The 19,991-nt window shown below is 71.5% G+C and carries 19 protein-coding genes; 7 read left to right on the top strand and 12 right to left on the bottom strand.

Going from position 1 to position 19,991, the window contains the following annotated elements; all coding sequences use genetic code 11:
- The first annotated feature begins 29 nt into the window (after window positions 1-29).
- Window positions 30-1,196, top strand: coding sequence for a serine hydrolase domain-containing protein (locus ACN9M0_RS26790; RefSeq protein ID WP_426404334.1), 1,167 nt, complete (start codon window positions 30-32; stop codon window positions 1,194-1,196).
- Here ACN9M0_RS26790 and ACN9M0_RS26785 read toward each other — a convergent pair.
- The 4 genes from ACN9M0_RS26785 to ACN9M0_RS26770 form a co-directional block, all read right to left on the bottom strand.
- Complete coding sequence (locus tag ACN9M0_RS26785) at window positions 1,162-1,698, bottom strand: hypothetical protein (RefSeq protein WP_426404333.1); 537 nt, start codon at window positions 1,696-1,698, stop codon at window positions 1,162-1,164. The genes ACN9M0_RS26790 and ACN9M0_RS26785 overlap by 35 nt on opposite strands.
- Window positions 1,699-1,761: 63 nt before the next feature.
- Window positions 1,762-2,292: an HXXEE domain-containing protein gene (locus ACN9M0_RS26780; RefSeq protein WP_426404332.1), complete on the bottom strand. Its 531-nt coding sequence runs from the start codon at window positions 2,290-2,292 to the stop codon at window positions 1,762-1,764.
- Between the two features lie 12 nt (window positions 2,293-2,304).
- A complete protein-coding gene (locus ACN9M0_RS26775; protein WP_366038700.1) occupies window positions 2,305-3,468 on the bottom strand; it encodes an ABC transporter substrate-binding protein in 1,164 nt (387 codons plus the stop codon).
- Between the two features lie 141 nt (window positions 3,469-3,609).
- Complete coding sequence (locus ACN9M0_RS26770) at window positions 3,610-5,046, bottom strand: gamma-aminobutyraldehyde dehydrogenase (protein ID WP_366038701.1); 1,437 nt, start codon at window positions 5,044-5,046, stop codon at window positions 3,610-3,612.
- 190 nt (window positions 5,047-5,236) lie between these two features.
- Between ACN9M0_RS26770 and ACN9M0_RS26765 the strand changes: the two genes are divergently transcribed.
- The 6 genes from ACN9M0_RS26765 to ACN9M0_RS26740 all read left to right on the top strand — a co-directional run bounded on the left by ACN9M0_RS26765 (window position 5,237) and on the right by ACN9M0_RS26740 (window position 11,411).
- Complete coding sequence (locus ACN9M0_RS26765) at window positions 5,237-5,743, top strand: Lrp/AsnC family transcriptional regulator (protein ID WP_366038703.1); 507 nt, start codon at window positions 5,237-5,239, stop codon at window positions 5,741-5,743.
- On the top strand, window positions 5,728-7,107 hold the full coding sequence (locus ACN9M0_RS26760) for an aspartate aminotransferase family protein (RefSeq protein ID WP_426404331.1): 1,380 nt from the start codon (window positions 5,728-5,730) through the stop codon (window positions 7,105-7,107). Before ACN9M0_RS26765 ends, ACN9M0_RS26760 begins: the two co-directional genes overlap by 16 nt.
- 203 nt (window positions 7,108-7,310) lie before the next feature.
- Complete coding sequence (locus tag ACN9M0_RS26755; RefSeq protein ID WP_366038706.1) at window positions 7,311-8,039, top strand: ABC transporter ATP-binding protein; 729 nt, start codon at window positions 7,311-7,313, stop codon at window positions 8,037-8,039.
- On the top strand, window positions 8,021-9,172 hold the full coding sequence (locus tag ACN9M0_RS26750; protein ID WP_366038707.1) for a hypothetical protein: 1,152 nt from the start codon (window positions 8,021-8,023) through the stop codon (window positions 9,170-9,172). The genes ACN9M0_RS26755 and ACN9M0_RS26750 overlap by 19 nt, the downstream gene beginning before the upstream one ends.
- A gap of 49 nt (window positions 9,173-9,221) precedes the next feature.
- Window positions 9,222-10,358 carry an LOG family protein gene (locus tag ACN9M0_RS26745; RefSeq protein ID WP_366038708.1) on the top strand — a complete coding sequence of 379 codons (1,137 nt, stop codon included), beginning with the start codon at window positions 9,222-9,224 and terminating at the stop codon, window positions 10,356-10,358.
- Between the two features lie 78 nt (window positions 10,359-10,436).
- Window positions 10,437-11,411: a hypothetical protein gene (locus tag ACN9M0_RS26740; protein ID WP_366038709.1), complete on the top strand. Its 975-nt coding sequence runs from the start codon at window positions 10,437-10,439 to the stop codon at window positions 11,409-11,411.
- A 7-nt stretch (window positions 11,412-11,418) separates the two neighbouring features.
- On the opposite strand, the gene ACN9M0_RS26735 is transcribed toward ACN9M0_RS26740, so the two are convergent.
- The 8 genes from ACN9M0_RS26735 to pyrH form a co-directional block, all read right to left on the bottom strand.
- Window positions 11,419-12,066: a dihydrofolate reductase family protein gene (locus ACN9M0_RS26735; protein WP_399695984.1), complete on the bottom strand. Its 648-nt coding sequence runs from the start codon at window positions 12,064-12,066 to the stop codon at window positions 11,419-11,421.
- Between the two features lie 91 nt (window positions 12,067-12,157).
- Window positions 12,158-13,180 carry an ABC transporter ATP-binding protein gene (locus ACN9M0_RS26730; RefSeq protein ID WP_366038711.1) on the bottom strand — a complete coding sequence of 341 codons (1,023 nt, stop codon included), beginning with the start codon at window positions 13,178-13,180 and terminating at the stop codon, window positions 12,158-12,160.
- A complete protein-coding gene (locus ACN9M0_RS26725) occupies window positions 13,180-14,793 on the bottom strand; it encodes an ABC transporter permease (RefSeq protein ID WP_426405329.1) in 1,614 nt (537 codons plus the stop codon). Before ACN9M0_RS26725 ends, ACN9M0_RS26730 begins: the two co-directional genes overlap by 1 nt.
- A 38-nt stretch (window positions 14,794-14,831) precedes the next feature.
- Window positions 14,832-15,929, bottom strand: coding sequence for a thiamine ABC transporter substrate-binding protein (locus ACN9M0_RS26720; RefSeq protein WP_366038712.1), 1,098 nt, complete (start codon window positions 15,927-15,929; stop codon window positions 14,832-14,834).
- A gap of 210 nt (window positions 15,930-16,139) precedes the next feature.
- Window positions 16,140-17,252 (bottom strand): 23S rRNA (adenine(2503)-C(2))-methyltransferase RlmN, encoded by a 1,113-nt coding sequence (gene rlmN / locus ACN9M0_RS26715; RefSeq protein ID WP_366038713.1) that lies wholly within the window; start codon window positions 17,250-17,252, stop codon window positions 16,140-16,142.
- A gap of 172 nt (window positions 17,253-17,424) precedes the next feature.
- Window positions 17,425-18,528, bottom strand: coding sequence for a phosphatidate cytidylyltransferase (locus ACN9M0_RS26710; protein WP_366038715.1), 1,104 nt, complete (start codon window positions 18,526-18,528; stop codon window positions 17,425-17,427).
- A complete protein-coding gene (frr, locus tag ACN9M0_RS26705) occupies window positions 18,528-19,085 on the bottom strand; it encodes a ribosome recycling factor (protein WP_317874017.1) in 558 nt (185 codons plus the stop codon). The genes ACN9M0_RS26710 and frr overlap by 1 nt, the downstream gene beginning before the upstream one ends.
- A 94-nt stretch (window positions 19,086-19,179) precedes the next feature.
- On the bottom strand, window positions 19,180-19,944 hold the full coding sequence (pyrH, locus tag ACN9M0_RS26700) for a UMP kinase (RefSeq protein ID WP_366038717.1): 765 nt from the start codon (window positions 19,942-19,944) through the stop codon (window positions 19,180-19,182).
- Window positions 19,945-19,991 lie beyond the last annotated feature (47 nt).

Here is a 19,991-nt window from a genome sequence, read left to right as displayed (position 1 = left end):
AACAACGGCCCACACCACTGGAGTTGACCATGAGGAAGTCCACCCGCACCCTGCTCGCCGCCGCCCTGGTCCTGGGCGTCGCCGCCGGACCGGCGCTCACCCCCGCCTTCGCGGCGTCGCAGCCGGCGGCCACCGCCGAGGCCTCTACGCCCGATCTGTCCGCGGTGATCGCGGGGCTCCCCCGGGCCGACGCGACGGCCGCGCTGGTCCGGGTCGGCGGCACCGAGGGTTCCTGGCAGGGCAGCGCCGGCGTCCACGACCTGGAGTCGAACGCCCCGGCGGACCCGGCCGCCCGCTTCCGGGCGGGGTCGGTGACGAAGGTGTTCACGGCGGCGACCGTCCTCCAGCTGGCCGCCGAGGGCCGGATCGATCTGGACCGGCCGGCCCGCGCGTACCTCCCGGACCTGATCCCCGGCCGCTACGCCCGGGTGACCGTGCGTCAGCTCCTGAACCACACCCACGGCATCCCGGCCGCCGACATGCCGGGCGAGACGGTCGAGGAGTGGTACGCGAACCGTTTCGCGGTCCACAGCCCCGAGGAGCTGGTCCGCTCGGCGACGGCGCAGCCGCGCGAGTTCCGGCCGGGCACGAAGCAGCACTACCTGAACATCGGGTACACGATCGCCGGCCTGATCGTGGAGCGGGTCACGGGCGACTCGTACGAGCACCAGGTGGAGCGGCGGATCCTGCGGCCGCTCGGGCTGCGGGACACGTACTTCCCCGGCGCGGACCCGGAGATCCGCGGGCCGTACAACCACGGCTACCAGACGATGAGGCTCGACGACGGCTCGACCGGGCTGCGCGACGTGTCGGTGTGGGGGACGACGGACGGCTGGGCGGCGGGGGACCTGATCTCGACCACGGCCGACCTGGAGCGCTTCACTCAGGTCCTGTTCAAGGGCGGTGTGGTGCGCGGTCCGCTCCTGGAGGAGATGTTCACGCTTCCGAAGGTCCCGGACTTCGCGTCCGGCGCCCCGGCCGCGTACTCCGCCGGTCTGTCGATGAAGAAGCTCGGCGGCCGCGAGGTCTGGGGGAAGACGGGCGGCCGCTGGGGCTACAACACGGCCATCGCGTCGACCCGTGACGGCGCCCGCACCCTCGTCTACAGCGTCAACTCCACCGACGCCAAGGGGCAGGACATGCCCCGGACGGCCCTCGGCCTCATGCTGGCGACGTTCGGAACGCCGTCGGAGTGAGCGCCTCCAGGCGCTTGATCATGCGGCGTACGCGGAGCAGCGGCAGGATGCCGATGACGCCGAAGGACATGTCGATGACCGACCACCAGAAGGGGATGCCCCGGACGGGGCCGCAGATCAGGGCGAGCGGGATGATGCCGACGCAGGCGATCATGCCGAACTCGACGACCCAGACGTTGCGGACGGGGTCGCGGTACGGGCCGTAGAAGGCGACCGCGATGACGAGGTGCGCGAAGGCCAGCCAGTCGGTGCCGTAGAGCAGGTACGGGGCCTGGTCGTCGGCGGCCGCGACTCCCTCCCGTACCCGGTGGATCCAATCGGCGAGCCCGGGGAGAAGATCGGCCACGGGCGAGGCCCAGCCGGCCAGGGCGGAGTCGAGGAGCCGGAGTTCGGTGACGAGCGGGAAGGCGGTGGCCCCGCTCAGGACCAGGCAGACGACGAAGACGATCAGCCAGACGCGGATGTGCGTGAGAAGGGCTCTCGGCCCGTTCGTGTCGCTCATGGGAACAACGTACACCCCTATTGAACGTGTTCAGAAAAGTGGGGTGGTTGTTTTTGAGCACGTTCAGAAGCGGGCGGCGACCCTGCGGCCCACGGCGTGCGAGACCACCGTCGCCCCCGCCGCCACCGCGAGCCCCGCCACCACTTCTCCGGCCCCGACCGGCCGCAGCACCCCGGCCCGCCGCAGCCGGGCCCTGGCCCACAGGGAGAAGGGGATGACGACGAGCGGCGAGGTCGCCGCGCCGGGCGTCACGTCCCGCGCCACGGCGGCCTGCGCGAGGTGGACGAGGCCGTGGAGGCCGAAGCCGGTCACCGCTCCCTGGTAGAAGCCGGACCGGCCGCCGGAGCGCGCGCCCGACACGGCTGCTGAAGCGACGATCACCGCCATCACCCCGACCGCGGCGGCGAATTCACGCTCGTCGACGGACTCCATCGCCTTCCACACCCGCTCCGGAACTCCGGGGAAGCGTTCGCGAAGGCCCGGCAGGTTCTCCCGGAGCCAGCGCGGGCCGCGTGCGAGTTCTTCGGCGTCGTGCACCGCCCAGGCGAGGAACAGGCCGTAGGTGACAAGGGGGTTGAGGCGCGTGTCGGTCATGATCGTTCCAACTCACAGGCCCACGATCGAGTTCCACCTCTTGGCGAAGGCCTGGCGCTCCTCGGCGGTGATGTCCCGGGCGATGGCGAGCCGGTTCCGCATGCCGGCGTCGGGGAAGATCAGCGGGTCCTCGGCGAGCGCCACGAGCTCCGCGTCGCCGGAGTCCGCGAGGACGTCCTGGGCGGCGGGCACCGGGCAGACGTAGTTGACCCAGGCGGCGAGTTCGGCGGCGACCTCGGGCTCGTAGTAGTAGTCGACGAGCTTCTCGGCGTTGCCCTTGTGCTGGGCGAGGTTGGGGACCATGAGCGACTCGGCCCACAGTTCGGCGCCCTCCTCGGGGACGACGAACTCGATGTCCGGGTTGTCGGCCTGGAGCTGGATGACGTCGCCGGAGTACGCCTGGCAGGCGAGGACGTCGCCGGTGGACAGGTCCTTGATGTAGTCGTTCCCGGTGAAGCGCCGGATGTGCTTGGCCCGGACGAGCCCCTCGATCTGCTCGCACAGGGCGTGGAAGTCGTCGCCGGTCCACCGGGTCACGTCGACGCCGTTGCCCAGCATGAGCAGGGCGAACGACTCGTCGAGCCCGGAGAGCAGGGTGACCTTGCCGCGCAGGTCGTCGGCCCACAGCTCCTTGGTGGAGCGCAGTTCCCGGCCGAGCTTCTTCCGGTTGTACGCGATGCCGGTGATCCCGGACTGCCAGGGCACGCTGTGCAGCCGGCCGGGGTCGAAGGCGGGCGACCTCAGCTGCGGATTGAGGTTCTTCGCGACGTTCGGCTGGGCGGCGCGGTCCATCTCCTGGACCCAGCCGAGGCGGACGAAGCGGGCGGCCATCCAGTCGCTGACGACGATCAGATCGCGGCCGGTCTCCTGGTGGTTCATCAGGGAGGGGCTGATCTTGCCGAAGAACTCGTCGTTGTCGTTGATCTCCTCGGTGTAGCGGACGGAGATCCCGGTGCGCTTCCGGAAGGCGTCCAGGGTGGGCCGCTTCGAGGTGTCGTCGTCATCGGTGTCGATGTACAGCGGCCAGTTGGCGAATTCGAGTGTCCGGTCGCGCGCCGAGAGGTCCCGGCCGGTCCGGTCGCCCTCCTCGACGTAGGCGGCGGGGACCCCGCACCCGGCGAGCAGGGTGGCGGCCCCGGCACCGCCGATGCCGCGCAGCAGGGACCGGCGGGACATGTGTTTCCTGGCTGTCGCTCTCACCCGAGCAGCATCCCGGTCGGCCGTGACCTGCGGCAATGGACGGTCCGTCGAGCGACGGAGCGCGGCCCCGACACCCTGTCGATCAAGGTGCCGGGGCCGCGCGGGTCCGGGGCGGGATCAGCCCAGGGAGGTCATGACGTGCTTGATGCGCGTGTAGTCCTCGAAGCCGTAGGCGGAGAGGTCCTTTCCGTAGCCGGACTTCTTGTAGCCGCCGTGGGGCATCTCGGCGACGAGCGGGATGTGGGTGTTGATCCACACACAGCCGAAGTCGAGGGCCTTGGACATGCGCATCGCGCGCTGGTGGTCCTTGGTCCAGACGGAGGAGGCGAGGGCGTACTCGACGCCGTTCGCGAACTCCAGGGCCTGTGCCTCGTCCGCGAAGGGCTGGACGGTGATGACCGGGCCGAAGACCTCGTTCTGGACGATCTCGTCGTCCTGCTTGAGGCCGGAGACGACGGTCGGGGCGTAGAAGTAGCCCTTGTCGCCGACGCGGTGGCCGCCGGCCTCGACCTTGGCGTGGGCCGGGAGGCGCTCGATGAAGCCGGTGACCTGCTTCAGCTGGTTGGCGTTGTTGAGCGGGCCGTACAGCACGTCCTCGTCGTCCGGCTGACCGGTCTTCGTCTCGGCGGCGGCCTTGGCGAGGGCGGCGACGAACTCGTCGTGGATGGACTCGTGCACGAGGACGCGGGTCGCGGCCGTGCAGTCCTGGCCGGCGTTGAAGAAGCCGGCGACGGAGATGTCCTCGACGGCCTTCTCGATGTCGGTGTCCTCGAAGACGACGACCGGGGCCTTGCCGCCCAGCTCCAGGTGGACGCGCTTGACGTCCTTGGCCGCCGACTCGGCGACCTGCATGCCGGCGCGGACCGAGCCGGTGATGGAGGCCATCGCCGGGGTCGGGTGCTCGACCATCGCCTTGCCCGTCTCGCGGTCGCCGCAGACGACGTTGAAGACGCCCTTGGGGACGATCTGGCCGATGATCTCGGCCATCAGGAGCGTCGACGCGGGGGTCGTGTCCGAGGGCTTGAGGACGACGGTGTTGCCCGCGGCGAGCGCCGGGGCGAACTTCCACACGGCCATCATCATCGGGTAGTTCCACGGCGCGACCTGCGCGCAGACGCCGACGGGCTCGCGGCGGACGATGGAGGTCATGCCCTCCATGTACTCGCCGGCCGAGCGGCCTTCGAGCATGCGGGCGGCGCCCGCGAAGAAGCGGATCTGGTCCACCATCGGCGGGATCTCCTCGCTCGCCGTGATGGCGAGGGGCTTGCCCGTGTTCTCCACCTCGGCGGCGATCAGGTCCTCGGCGCGCTCCTCGAAGGCGTCGGCGATCTTGAGGAGCACCTTCTGACGGTCGGACGGCGTGCTGTCACGCCAGGCGGGGAAGGCGGCCGCGGCGGCCTCCATGGCGGCATCGACGTCGGCCTGCCCGGAGAGCGGGGAGGTGGCGTACACCTCGCCGGTGGCCGGGTTGACCACCTCGATGGTGCGGCCGTCGGCCGCGTCGCGGAACTCCCCGTTGATGTAGTTACGCAGCCGGCGCAGCTCGGTGGTCACTTGCCACCCCTCCTGTCACGTTCTGTCGTCGCACGTCCTTGTGCGGTGTCCCGATGGGCGAGACACCTCAGCCTAATCGCTCGACTGACGCTTTCAACAGCCCCGACCCCCCTCAACTTCGGATTCAGTGAGATTGAGAGCCGTTCGCAACGAATTACATCGCTCCGGGGTTGCACGACAGACAATCTCGGTGCACAGTGAAGGCGTGGCCAGTCGAAGCACAGACTCCAGAACCGGAACCGGTTCGTCCCCGACGATCGACGCCGTCTCCCTGGCGATCATCGAACAGCTCCAGGAGGACGGTCGCCGCCCCTACGCGGCGATCGGAAAGGCCGTCGGCCTCTCCGAAGCAGCCGTGAGGCAGCGCGTCCAGAAGCTGCTCGACCAGGGCGTCATGCAGATCGTCGCCGTCACCGACCCGCTCACCGTGGGTTTCCGACGGCAGGCGATGGTCGGCATCAACGTCGAGGGTGACCTGGATCCGGTGGCTGAGGCACTCACGGCCATGGCCGAATGCGAGTACGTGGTGATGACCGCGGGCTCCTTCGACCTGATGGTGGAGGTCGTCTGCGAGGACGACGACCACCTGCTGGATGTGATCAACAAGCGCATCCGCACCCTGCCGGGCGTGCGCTCCACCGAGAGCTTCGTCTACCTCAAGCTCAAGAAGCAGACCTACATGTGGGGAACTCGATAATCGTGACCCAGGACCTCTCCAAGACCGCGTACGACCACCTGTGGATGCACTTCACGCGCATGTCGTCGTACGAGAACTCGCCCGTTCCCACCATCGTGCGTGGTGAGGGCACCTACATCTTCGACGACAAGGGCAAGCGCTACCTCGACGGTCTCGCGGGTCTCTTCGTGGTCAACGCCGGACACGGCCGCCAGGAACTGGCCGAGGTCGCGTACAACCAGGCCAAGGAACTCGCGTTCTTCCCCGTGTGGTCGTACGCGCACCCCAAGGCCGTCGAGCTCGCCGAGCGCCTCGCGGACTACGCGCCGGGCGACCTCAACAAGGTCTTCTTCACCACCGGTGGCGGCGAGGCCGTCGAGACCGCGTGGAAGCTCGCCAAGCAGTACTTCAAGCTGCAGGGCAAGCACACCAAGTACAAGGTCATCTCGCGTGCGGTCGCCTACCACGGCACCCCGCAGGGCGCCCTGTCCATCACCGGCCTGCCGGCCCTGAAGGCCCCCTTCGAGCCGCTGGTCCCCGGCGCGCACAAGGTGCCGAACACCAACATCTACCGCGCCCCGATCCACGGCGACGACCCCGAGGCCTTCGGCCGCTGGGCCGCCGACCAGATCGAGCAGCAGATCCTCTTCGAGGGCGCCGACACCGTCGCGGCCGTCTTCCTGGAGCCGGTGCAGAACGCCGGTGGCTGCTTCCCGCCGCCGCCCGGCTACTTCCAGCGCGTCCGCGAGATCTGCGACCAGTACGACGTGCTGCTCGTCTCCGACGAGACGATCTGCGCCTTCGGCCGCCTCGGCACGATGTTCGCCTGTGACAAGTTCGGCTACGTGCCGGACATGATCACCTGCGCCAAGGGCATGACCTCGGGCTACTCCCCGATCGGCGCCTGCATCGTCTCGGACCGCATCGCGGAGCCGTTCTACAAGGGCGACAACACCTTCCTGCACGGCTACACCTTCGGTGGCCACCCGGTGTCGTCGGCGGTCGCGATCGCCAACCTCGACATCTTCGACAAGGAAGGCCTGAACCAGCACGTGCTGGACCAGGAGGGCAACTTCTTCGACACCCTGAAGAAGCTGCACGACCTCCCGATCGTCGGCGACGTCCGCGGCAACGGCTTCTTCTACGGCATCGAGCTCGTCAAGGACAAGGTCACCAAGGAGTCCTTCACGGACGAGGAGACCGAGCGCGTCCTCTACGGCTTCCTGTCCAAGGCGCTGTTCGACAACGGCCTGTACTGCCGTGCCGACGACCGTGGCGACCCGGTCATCCAGCTGGCCCCGCCACTGATCGCCGACCAGGGCACCTTCGACGAGATCGAGGGAATCCTGCGCTCGGTGCTCACCGAGGCGTGGACCAAGCTCTGATCGTCAGCGAGCCTCACGCCGCCCTCACGGCGTGACCCCGGCCCGGGCATGCCGCCATCCGAGTGGATGGCGACTGCCCGGGCCGTGTGCTGTCCGTACAACCGGATCTGAATCCTTACGGTGCCGAGTGACCGACAGGCCCGTCCCTTCGTTCCCCCGGGCGGGGGAAGGCGAGTATCGGATCCGACATCGAGGTGTACGCGATGGCCCCACCGGACAACGACGTGCTCTGGGCGCGTTCCCTGCACTGCGCCCTGGGCGGTTCGGACGCCCTCAGCGGCGTCTCCCTCGGCGTCCGCGACGGCGAGATCCTCGCCGTCGTCGGCCCCCGCGGCAGCGGCAAGACCACCCTCCTGCGCTGCCTCTCCGGCCAGCTCGTCGCCCAGCAGGGCGAGGTCTGGTTCAACAGCGGCCCCGTGCACACCCTGGGCCCCGCCCAGCGCGAACGGCTCCGGCGCGACCGCTTCGGCTGGATCGACCCCGAGCCCGGCCTCGTCCCCGAGCTCACCGGCTGGGAGAACACCGCCCTCCCCCTGCTGCTCCGCGGCGCCTCCCACCGGGCCGCGAAGACCACCGCCCTGGAATGGCTGGAGCGGCTCGACATCGGCGCCTGCGCCCGCAAGCGGCCGCACGCCCTCACCCAGTCCCAGCGCCAGCGGATCGCGATCGCCCGCGCGCTGGTCACCACCCCCTCGGTCCTCTTCGCGGACGAACCCACCGCCACCCTGCACCGGGCCGACGGCGCACAGGTCCTGCGCACCCTCACGGCCGCGGCCCGCTCGCACGGCATCACCGTGCTCCTCGCCACCCACGACGGCGAGGTCGCGGCGCTCGCCGACCGCACCGTCGCCCTCCTCGACGGACGCAGGGTCGCCGCCGTACCCCCGGCGTCAGGGGCGGAGGGCGTCGCCGCGTGCTCGCTCTCCGTCTAGCCCGCGGGACCCACCCCCTCGTCCTGACGCGCCGGCTCCTCGTCGCCGCCGCCGCCGCGGGGGTGGGCTTCCTCCTGCTCTGCACCCTCGGATACGCCGTCGGGCACCCCGCCCAGTCCTCGGCCTCGGCGCTGCGGCTGCTCTGGTGCGTCCTGCCGCTCGCCGCGACCGTCCAGTTCGCCGTCGCGGTGGCCCGCACCGACCCCAGCACCCGGCCGCGCCCCGGGCTGTCCGCCGTCGGCCTCGGCCCCGCCCGGCTCACGGCGATCGCCGCCGCCTCCACCGCCGTCGCCTGCACCCTCGGCTCCACGGTCGCGCTGCTGTTCTACCTGCACCTGCGCGGCGACATCACCGGCCTGCCCTTCGACGGGGCGGCCGCCGATCTCCTCGCCGCCGACCAGCCGATCCCCCTCGCGGCCGCCCTCACCCTGCTCGCCGTGCTCCCGGTCGCCGCCGCCACCGCGGCCGGCCTGGCGCTGCGCCCCCGCACCGCGCCCGCCGCACCGGAAGGCGCCGAGAAGGCGATGCCGTCCGGGCTGCCCTGGGGCGTCGCCCTGGTCGCGGTCGGCCTCGCCATCGAGACGTACGCGGGACGCGGCGGCGCCGGCAGCGGCCTCCCGCTGCCGGGCCGCTTCGACGGAAACCCGGCGGGCGTCCTCGCCGGCTGGGTCCTCACCGCCGTGGGCCTCGCCCTGGCGGGCCCGGGCCTCGCCCACGGCTGCGGCCGCCTCCTCCAGGCGGTCCGGCCCGGCGCCACCCGGCTGCTCGCGGGCCGCGTCCTGATGGACGAGTCCCGCCGCATCGGCCGCCCGCTCGGCGTGGTCAGCGCCGTGATCTCCGGAACGCTCGCGGCGGCCACCCTGTACGACGCGGACGCGGGCTCCGGCGCCTTCGGCCCGCTCACCGGCCTCGGCGCGGCCCTGATCCTGGCCTGCACCACCGCCACCCTCCTGACCGCCGCCCTCGAATCCCGGCAGGGCCGCGCCCACACCACCGAGGCCCTCCTCCGCATCGGCGCCCCGCCCACCGTCCTGCGCACGGCGGCCCTGCTGCGCGCCGGCGCGCTGCTCGCCGTCTTCGCACCGCTGACCTGGGCGGTCGCGGAACTGGCGGCGCTGCCGCTGACCGGCTGAGCCCCACGCACCGGGGGCCGTCCGGCGCGACGGCCCCTATCGTGGCTCCATGGCGACGCTTCCCCCGGCACACCGCCCGCCCGGACCGCGCGGGCACGGACGCGAGATCCACACCCTCGCCGAGTTCGACGCGGTGCTCGCGCGTCCCGGCTCGCTCGCCGGACACCGGATCCAGTCGATCGACCTCACCGACCGGACCTTCGCCCTGCTCACCGCGGTCACCACCGACGCCGTGTTCCTCGGCTGCCCCATGGAGCCGGAGGCCGCCGCCAAGGTCCGCGCCGACGGGGCGCTCGTCTTCCCACCCGTCCCCGAACTGCCCTTCGATCCCTACCGGGCACGGCTCTACACCCCCGGGGAACTCTTCGAGGGGATCACCGACGCCGGGTACGAGGGAACGCCGGACGCGCGCGCGTACGCGTGGTTCGGCCGGACCCGCGCCGACGGCGACATCCTCTCCTCGATGCTCCGCTCCCTCCACGACGACGCCGTCTCCGACGCCCTCGACGAGCACCTCGACGGGGCCCGGGTCGTCGGCGTCATGGGCGGGCACGCGATGGGCCGGGGCACCGAGGCGTACGCGGGCGCCGCCCGGCTCGGCAGGTCCCTGGCCCGCGCCGGGCTGACCGTGGCGACCGGCGGCGGACCGGGCGCGATGGAGGCCGCGAACCTCGGCGCGTACCTCGCCCCCTTCGACGACGCGGCCCTCGCCGGTGCGCTCGACCTCCTCGCCCGGACCCCGTCCTTCACCCCGTCGGTGACGGACTGGGCCCACGCCGCGTTCGCGGTCCGGGCCCTGTGGCCGCACGGCGGGGACTCGGTCGGCATCCCCACCTGGTTCTACGGCCACGAGCCGCCGAACCCCTTCGCGGACCACATCGCCAAGTACTTCGCCAACGCGACCAGGGAGGACGGCCTCCTCGCCCGCTCGACGGCGGGCATCGTCTTCCTCCCGGGCGCGGCGGGCACGGTCCAGGAGATCTTCGACAACGCGACCCCCAACTACTACGGGTCCCGTGGCACCCCGACCCCGATGGTCCTGGTGAACCGCGCCCACTGGACCACCCGCCTCCCGGCCTGGCCCCTCCTGGAGACCCTCGCCGCCGGCCGGCCGATGGCGGCCCGCATCGCCCTGGTGGACTCGATCGACGAGGCCCCGGCGGCGCTGGAGCGACTCGCGGCGTAGCGGGTCTCCGCCGTGCGGCGGAGCCGGTCCGGTCCTCGGCGTGACGCCGGCGGGAGCCCCCGGCGGAACGCTCGGGTCATGACACCGAAGACACTCCTCGCCTCGTGGCCGTCCTGGGCCGGCCGGGCCGCGCTCGTCTGGTCACTGCTGTACGCCACGGGCGCGGCCCTCGCCGCGCTCACCGGCCCCGCCTTCGGCTACGCGCTCCTGGCCAAGGGCACCGGCACCGGACCGGAGGCGGGCGCGGCGGTGCTGTACGGAGCCGCCGCGGTCCTGGCATACGCGATGCTCCGCCGCCCGGGCTCCCGACGGCTCTCGACGGCGGCCTGGGCGGTCGTCGCGCTCTGCCTGACCTCCGGCTTCCCGGCCCTCCTCAGCCCCGTCCACCTGCTGTTCTTCCTGTCCCGCAACCAAGAGCCGATCGACTGGGCGACCCTGGCCAACCAGTCCCTCGCCGTCCTCGGCGCGGTGCTGTGGGGCTGCGCGGCCCTCGCCCACCGCCGCCGCGCGCTGAGCACCTGCCCGTTCTGCGGCGGACGCGGCCACACGGCCGGGGGCCCGGACGCCGAGCCCGCCGGCCGCGCCGGGCTCGTCGCCGTCGCCTCCCTCGTCCCGTACACCGTGATGAAGACGCTCTGGGCGCTCGGCATCACCCCCGGCTTCACCGGCACCGGCCGGCCCGGCGTCGACCCCGAGTACACCAGCGACCTCGGTCTCTGGCTCTACGACCACGGGGTCGACGTCACGGCCGTCCTCGCCCTCCTCGGCATGGCCCTCGCGCTCGCGCTGACCCGACCCTGGGGCCGACGGCTGCCCCGGCTGCCGCTGCTCGCGCTCGGCTGGGCCGGGGCAGGCGCGCTCGCCCCGTTCGGGGCCTTCCTGGCCGCGCTCGGCCTGCTGACCTGGACGGGCGTGATCAGCGTCGGCATTGCGGACCACGCCCCCTGGGTGGTGGCCGTCGCCTACGGAGGCTTCAGCGGCTACGGCCTCGCCCTCGCCCTGGCCACCCGCCGCTACCAGCGGGCGACCCGCCGGGCGTGCGGCCGGTGCTAGCCGGACGTCACTTCCGCCAGTACAGGTGGTGCGTCACCAGGCCGCTCGGGCTGGGCACGACGTCCCGGTGGTACCGGTCCAGCAGCTCGTCGGGCGATTCCCAGAACTTCACCCCCGCCCCGAGCTTCACCGGCGACACCGCGACGTGCAGGGTGTCGACGAGATCGGCGTCGAGGAACTCCCGGATCGTGGTGGCCCCGCCACCGAGGCGGACGTCCTTGCCTCCCGCCGCCTCCCGCGCCATCCCGAGGGCCGCCGCCGGGTCGGCGTCGACGAAGTGGAACGTGGTGTCGGAGAGCGTGAACGAGGGCCGCGGGTGGTGGGTCAGCACGAACACCGGCGTGTGGAACGGCGGCTCGTCACCCCACCAGCCCTTCCACTCCTCGTTCTCCCAGGGCCCGCGCTGGGGCCCGAACTTGTTGCGGCCCATGATCTCGGCGCCGATGTTCCGCGCGAAGTCCCGCGTGAAGTAGTCGTCGAGGCCCCGGCTGCCCCCGGGGTCGGTGCGGTTCGGCCAGCTCGCCGTGGCCCCCGCCCACGAGAACATCGCCGCGGGATCCGCGTGCCCGAACGGCCGTTCAAGACTCTGGCCCTCACCGGTACCGAACCCGTCGGACGAGACCATGAAGTTCTGCACTCTGAGCAACTGACCCACGGCTTTTCCTCCTGTGTGGTCGACAAGGACGTCGACGAAGAGACGACGAACACCAAGGAGACTCCCCCCGCGGGGAAAACTCATCGCACCGCTACGGGGTGTCGTCCCCCAGCACCACCACGTCCTCCGACCGGAACTCCACGCCCACCCCGGCACCCTCCTCCGGCGCGTCCCGCAGCGGCAGCTCCGCCTCCAGGGCCGGGCCCTCGGCCGGGCGGAGCCGTACGAGGACGTGACCGCCCCGGAAGGTCCGGGACTCCACCGTCCAGACGGGCCCCTCCCCCACGAGCCGCACCCCGCCCGGGCGGACGAGCAGCCGCCGCTCCCCCTCCTGCGAACCGTCCGGGACCGGGACCTTCCCCCACACGGTCTGGGCGACCGACCCCGTCACCTGCGCCGCCACCACGTTGTCGAGGCCCAGGAACCGCGCCACGAACTCCGACGCGGGCCGCCGCCACACCTCGTCCGGCGCACCGGACTGGGCGATCCGCCCGTCCCGCATGACCACCAGCCGGTCGGCGAGCGCGAAGGCCTCGCCCTGGTCGTGGGTGACGGCGAGGACCGTCGTCCCCAGCCGCCCGAAGAGCTGCCGCAGCTCGACGACGAGCCGCTCCCGCAGGCCCCGGTCGAGCTGGCCGAGCGGCTCGTCGAGCATCAGGAGCCGGGGCCGGGGCGCCAGGGCCCGGGCGAGCGCCACCCGCTGCTGCTCTCCGCCGGAGAGCGCGGCGACGGACCGCCGCTCGGCCCCCGGGAGGCCGACGAGGTCGAGCAGCTCCCGGACCCGCTCCGCCTGCTCGGCCTTCCCCGCGCCCCGCATGCGAAGGCCGAAGGAGACGTTGCCGCCGACGTCCCGCTGCGGGAACAGCTGGTGGTCCTGGAACATCAGCCCGACGCCCCGCCGGTGCACCGGCACCCCGGACTGGTCGGCGCCGCCGAGCAGCACCCGCCCGCCGTCGAGGACCTGGAGCCCGGCGACGGCCCGCAGCAGCGTCGACTTCCCGGACCCGCTCGGCCCGAGCACGCACACGATCTCGTGCTCGGCGACCTCCAGGTCCACGGCGTCGAGCACGGCCCGCTCCCCGAACCGTACGGTCGCGTCCTCGATCGAAAGCATCAGAACTCCCCGGAGGTCCGGTCGGTGCGGAGCCGTTCGAGCAGCAGCAGGGACACCGCGCACACCACCATCAGAATCGTCGAGAGGGCCATCGCCTGGCCGTAGTTCAGCTCGCCGGGCCGCCCGAGCAGCCGGGCCACCGCCACCGGCAGCGTCGGTCTGTCGGGCCGGGCGATGAAGACGGTCGCCCCGAACTCGCCGAGCGACACAGCGAACGCGAACCCGGCGGCGATGAGCAGCGCCCGCCGCACCAGCGGCAGGTCCACCTCCCGCCAGGCCCGCCACGGCGAGGCCCCGAGCACGGCCGCCGCCTCCCGCAGCCGATCGTCCACCGCGCGCAGGACCGGCAGCATCGTCCGTACGACGAAGGGGACGCCGACCAGGGCCTGCGCGAGCGGTACGAGGATCCAGCTGGCCCGCAGGTCGAACGGCGGCTCGTCGAGCGTGATGAGGAAGCCGAAGCCGACGGTGACGGCGGAGACCCCCAGCGGCAGCATCAGCAGCGCGTCGAAGCCCCGCACGAGCCGCCCGGCCCGCCTGGTGAGCGCCGCCGCCGCGAGCCCGCCGATCAGCACCGCGATGGCGGTGGCGGCCACCGCGTACCGCAGCGAGTTCCCGATCGCCTCCAGGGGCGGGACGAGGAAGGTCCCGGACTCGTCGAGCGAGCCGAGCGCCCGGTAGTAGCCGAGCCCGTACCCGTGCGGCCCGGCGAAGGACCGCTCCACGAGCACGCCCAGCGGCAGCAGGATCAGCAGCGCCACGGACAGGAGCACGCCGGCGAGGAGCGCCCACTGCCCGGCGCCGCGCGGCCGGCGCGCGGTCCGCTCCGGCGCCACGAGCCGCAGCGCGGTCTCCCGCCTGCGGACGGCCCGGGCGTGCACGCCCAGGATGGCGCCGACGGCCGCGAACTGGACGAGGGTCAGGACGGCCGCCGTCGGCAGGTCGAGCAGCCGGGCGGTCTGCCGGTAGATCTCGGCCTCCAGCGTGGTGTACGCGTCCCCGCCGAGGATCTGCACGACACCGAAGGAGGTGAAGGTGAAGAGGAAGACCATCAGGGCGGCCGCCGCCACCGCCGGGACGAGCGCGGGCAGCGTCACCGTCCGCCAGGCCGTCCACCGCGAGGCACCGAGGACCCGGGCGGCCTCCTCCTGGCGCGGGTCGAGCTGCGACCATAGGCCGCCGACGGTGCGGACGACGACCGCGTAGTTGAAGAAGACGTGCGCGAGGAGGATCGCCCACACACTGGTGTCGAGCCGCAGCCCCCACAACTCGTCGGTGAGCCCGCCCCGGCCGACGAGCGCCAGGAACGCCGTGCCGACGAGGACGGTCGGCAGCACGAACGGCACCGTGACGACGGCCCGCAGCACGCTCTTGCCGGGGAAGTCGAAGCGGGCGAAGACGTACGCGCCGGGCAGCGCGAGGAGCAGCGTGAGCCCGGTGGAGGCGAGCGCCTGCCACACGGTGAAGCCGAGCACGTCGAGGATGTCCGGCCGGCTCAGCGTCTCGCCGATCCGACCGAACCGCCAGGCTCCGTCGGGGCGCAGCCCCCGGTCCACGATGGACACGACGGGCCAGGCGAAGAAGACCCCGAAGAACACGACGGGCAGGGCCATCAGCCCCAGCCGCGTCGCGTTCCCCCTGAGGTCGCGTGTCACTTCAGGACGAGCGACGACCACTGCTGGATCCACGGGTCACGCTTCTCGGCGATCTTCTCGGGCGCCATGGTCTCCGGCTTCTCGATCACCACGCCGTGCTTGGTGAAGAGCTCCGGCAGGGCCGCGTCCTTCGCCACCGGGTTGACGAACATCTGGAGCGGCATGTCCTCCTGGAACTTCTTCGAGATCAGGAAGTCGATCAGCGCCTTGCCGCCCTCGGGGTTCTTCGCGCCGTTCAGCAGGCCCGCGAACTCGATCTGCCGGAAGCAGGTGCCGGTGGAGACGCCGGTGGGCGCCACCTTCGGCTGCGGCTCGCCGTACAGCACCTCGGCCGGCGGGCTGGAGGCGTACGACACGACCAGCGGCCGGTCGGCCTTGGCCTGCTTGCCGCCGGCCGAGCCGGAGAACTCCTGGTTGTAGGCGAGCTCCCAGCTGTCGACGGTCTTCACACCGTTGGCCTTGAGCTTCTTCCAGTAGTCCTGCCAGCCCTCGTCGCCGTACTTCGCGGCCGTCCCGAGGAGGAAGCCGAGGCCCGGGGACGACAGCTCCGGGTTCTCCACCACCAGCAGGTCCTTGTACGCCGGCTTCGCCAGGTCGTCGAAGGTCACCGGCGGCGCCAGCTTCCTGTCGGCGAAGTACTTCTTGTCGTAGTTGACGCAGATGTCACCGGAGTCGATCGGAGTGACCCGGTGCTCCTTGGCGTCCAGCTGGTACGCGGCCGGGATCCGGTCCAGGCCCTTCGCCTCGTACGGCACGAAGATCCCGTTGCCGAGGGCGCGGGACAGCAGCGTGTTGTCGACGCCGAAGAAGACGTCGCCCTGCGGGGAGCCCTTGGTCAGGATCTCCTTGTTGACGGCCTCACCGGCGTCGCCGCTCTTCAGCACCTTGACGGTGAACCCGGTCTGCTTCGTGAAGTCCGCCAGCACCTCCTTGGAGGCGTTGAACGAGTCATGGCTCACGAGGGTGACGGTCTTGGGCGCGGGCGCGTCGGTCTTGCCGGCCGCCCCCCGGACCTCGTCGGTGCCGCACGCGGCGAGGGTGGTGACGCCGAGCGCCGCGACGAGCGCGGCGGCGGCTGCCTTCTTGATGCTCACTGGATTCCTCCTGGGTATGACCAGGAAGAGACGCGGCCCCGCCCACCCGAAGGTGGGCAGGGCGCAACAGCTTGAGTTACGACCGAACTTCCTACCCAGAATGACCTGGGCGAGGTTCAGAGGGTCTGCGGTCCTACGGTGACCGCACTCTCAGCGCTGTGGCGCTCCCCTGTCGGAATATGGAGATGTGTTCGAGCTCAGACTACAAGGTCAGCGCTCGGAGGCCGCGAGCTGTCCACAGGCACCGTCGATCTCCTGCCCCCGGGTGTCCCGCACGGTCACCGGCACACCGTGACGGGCGATGGCCTCCACGAAGGCCTTCTCGTCCTCCGGGCGCGACGCCGTCCACTTCGAACCGGGCGTCGGGTTCAGCGGGATCAGGTTGACGTGCACCCGCTTGCCCTTGAGCAGCCGGCCGAGCAGGTCGCCACGCCAGGCCTGGTCGTTGATGTCCCGGATGAGGGCGTACTCGATGGAGATCCGGCGACCCGACTTCTCCGCGTACTCCCAGGCCGCGTCGAGGACCTCCCGCACCTTCCAGCGCGTGTTGACGGGCACCAGGGTGTCGCGGAGCTCGTCGTCCGGGGCGTGCAGCGAGACCGCGAGCCGGCACTTGAAGCCCTCGTCGGCGAAACGGAGCATCGCGGGCACGAGACCGACGGTGGAGACGGTGATGCCGCGCTGCGACAGACCGAGCCCGTCCGGCTCGGGGTCCGTCAGCCGCCGGATCGCTCCGACCACGCGCTTGTAGTTGGCGAGCGGCTCGCCCATGCCCATGAACACGATGTTGGAGAGCCGCGCCGGTCCCCCGGGCACCTCCCCGTCCCGCAGGGACCGCATCCCGTCCACAATCTGGTGCACGATCTCGGCGGTCGACAGGTTCCGGTCGAGCCCCGCCTGCCCGGTCGCGCAGAACGGGCAGTTCATCCCGCAGCCGGCCTGCGAGGAGATGCACATCGTCACCCGGTCCGGGTAACGCATGAGCACCGACTCCACGAGCGTCCCGTCGTGCAGCTTCCACAGGGTCTTACGGGTGGTGTCCTCGTCGCACGAGATGTGCCGCACGACGGACATCAGGTCGGGCAGCAGCTCCCCGGCCAGCTTCTCCCGCGAGGCGGCCGGGATGTCGGTCCACTCGGCGGGGTCGTGCGCGTACCGCGCGAAGTAGTGCGTGGACAGCTGCTTGGCGCGGAACGGCTTCTCGCCGATCGCGGCGACGGCCTCCTTCCGCTCGGCGGGCGAGAGGTCGGCCAGGTGCCGCGGCGGCTTCTTGGCTCCGCGGGGGGCGACGAAAGTGAGTTCTCCGGGCACTGGACGGGCCACGATCGGGTGTCTCCTCAGACGGCACGAGGTCTGGCATCCCCGCGGCGGCGGGAAGGGCGGCATGACGATGCCGGAGCCAGGAGACCTCACTGGACCGTCCCCGCAGCGGCGGGGACGACGGAAGGGCCCGCGGCGCACGCGCCACGAGCCCTTCCAGAGTACCCGCTGTCCGTCAAGCCGTTCCGACGAACAGAGCCAGCAGCAGCCACACCACCGGCGCCGTCGGCAGCAGCGAGTCCAGCCGGTCCATGATGCCGCCGTGGCCCGGCAGCAGCGTGCCCATGTCCTTGATGCCCAGGTCACGCTTGATCATGGACTCGCCGAGGTCGCCGAGCGTCGCGCTCGCCGCCACCGCGAGACCGAGGATCAGACCCTGCCACCAGGCACCCTCGTCGATCATGAACTCCATGCACAGCGCGCCCGCAGCCATCGCGAACGCCACCGCACCGACCAGACCCTCCCGGGTCTTGCCGGGGCTGATCCGCGGGGCCAGCTTGTGCTTGCCGAAGCGCCAGCCGACCGCGTACGCCCCGGTGTCGCTGACCACGGTCAGGATCAGGAAGGTCAGCACCCGCTGCGGCCCGTCGTCCGCGGTCAGCAGCATCGCCACGAAGGTCGCGAGGAACGGCACGTAGAACGCGGCGAAGACCCCCGCCGTGACGTCCTTCAGATAGCCCTCGGGATGCTCCGTCATCCGCCACACCAGGACCGCGAGCGCCGTCAGCGCCATCGCCACCCAGGCGCCCTCGGCGCCCCGGACGTAGCCGGCGACGACCATCGCCGCGCCGCCGACCGCGAGCGGCACCAGCGGGGCCTTGATCGCCTTGCGCTCCTGGAGGCGCGAGGTGAGCTCCCACAGGCCGACGACCACGGCGACCGCTATCACTCCGACGAACGCCGGCTTCCAGATGAACAGCGACGCGATGATGACGGCGCCGAGACCGACCCCGACCCCTATGGCCGCGCCCAGGTCACGCCCCGCGCTCTTCTTCTGCCGTGGCGCCGTCGGCGCGGGCGGCGGAGGCGGGGTGGGGCTGGACATGGGCTCCTGCGGGTGCTCGTTCGGCGTCTCGTCACGGAACAGGGGACCGCTCGGGTGAGCGGCCCCCCGGCCGTGACCGTCCTGGAAGCCGCCGGGGGGAACGTCGGGCACGATGGGCATGGGCCGAGTCTGCGCCGCCTGCTGCCGATCGTGTGCGGGACCCGCCGGGGCGGGCCCCTGGTCGGGTCCCCCGTAGCCGGAACCGGCCGGGGCCCCCCAGGAAGAGTCGTTCATCAGACCTCGAGCAGCTCGGCTTCCTTGTGCTTGAGCAGCTCGTCCACCTGCGCGACGTACTTCGCGGTGGTGTCGTCGAGCTCCTTCTCGGCGCGGCGGCCCTCGTCCTCGCCGACCTCGCCGTCCTTCACGAGCTTGTCGATGGTCTCCTTGGCCTTGCGGCGCACCGAGCGGATCGAGATCTTCGAGTCCTCGGCCTTGCTCTTGGCGACCTTGATGTACTCGCGGCGGCGCTCCTCCGTCAGCTCGGGGAACACCACCCGGATGATGTTGCCGTCGTTGCTCGGGTTGACCCCGAGGTCCGAGTCCCGGATCGCCTGCTCGATGTTGCGCAGCGCGCTCTTGTCGAACGGCGTCACCACGGCCATCCGCGGCTCCGGGACGGAGAAGGACGCCAGCTGGTTGATGGGGGTGATGGCACCGTAGTAGTCGGCCACGATCTTGTTGAACATCGCCGGGTGCGCACGGCCGGTGCGGATCGCGGCGAAGTCCTCCTTGGCGACCACGACGGCCTTCTCCATCTTCTCCTCGGCCTCGAGGAGGGTCTCTTCGATCACCACATGCTCCTGCGTGTCGTCGCGTTGTGTCCTGCACGGTGTACGACCGGCAGGGCTCTGTCCAGCCCCTTGCGGGGCGGTTCCCCGGTTCGGGTCAGGCCCGGGTGCCCTGGTCGCTCACGAGCGTGCCGATCTTCTCACCCTTCACCGCGCGAGCGATATTGCCCTCGGTGAGCAGTTCGAAGACGAGGATCGGGAGGTTGTTGTCCCGGCACAGGGTGATGGCGGTGGCGTCGGCGACCTTGAGGTCGCGGGAGAGCACCTCGCCGTACTCCAGCGCGTCGAACTTGACCGCGTCGGGGTTGGCCTTCGGGTCGGAGTCGTAGACGCCGTCCACGCCGTTCTTGCCCATCAGCAGGGCCTCGGCGTCGATCTCCAGGGCGCGCTGGGCGGCGGTGGTGTCCGTGGAGAAGTACGGCATGCCCATGCCCGCACCGAAGATGACCACACGGCCCTTCTCCAGGTGGCGCACGGCGCGCAGCGGAATGTACGGCTCTGCGACCTGGCCCATGGTGATGGCGGTCTGGACCCGGGAGTCGATGCCCTCCTTCTCCAGGAAGTCCTGGAGGGCGAGGCAGTTCATCACGGTGCCGAGCATGCCCATGTAGTCGGAGCGGGCCCGGTCCATGCCGCGCTGCTGGAGTTCGGCGCCGCGGAAGAAGTTGCCGCCGCCGATCACCACCGCGATCTCCGCGCCGTCGCGGACGACGGCCGCGATCTCACGCGCGATGGCGTGCACGACGTCGGGGTCGACGCCCAGGCCCTTACCGCCGGAGAAGGCTTCTCCGGACAGCTTCAGCATGTAGCGGCCGGCCTTCTTGCCGTTGTTGTCGTCGCCCTGTACGGCGGCCTGGTTCATGGAGATCTCCTCGTGCACATACGAAGGAGGCCATTGCCTTGGGTCCT

The organism is Streptomyces sp. R-07, assembly GCF_049913175.1.
Taxonomy (GTDB): domain Bacteria; phylum Actinomycetota; class Actinomycetes; order Streptomycetales; family Streptomycetaceae; genus Streptomyces.
Note: the sequence above shows the minus strand (reverse complement) of the source record. Positions and strands in the feature narration are given on the sequence as shown.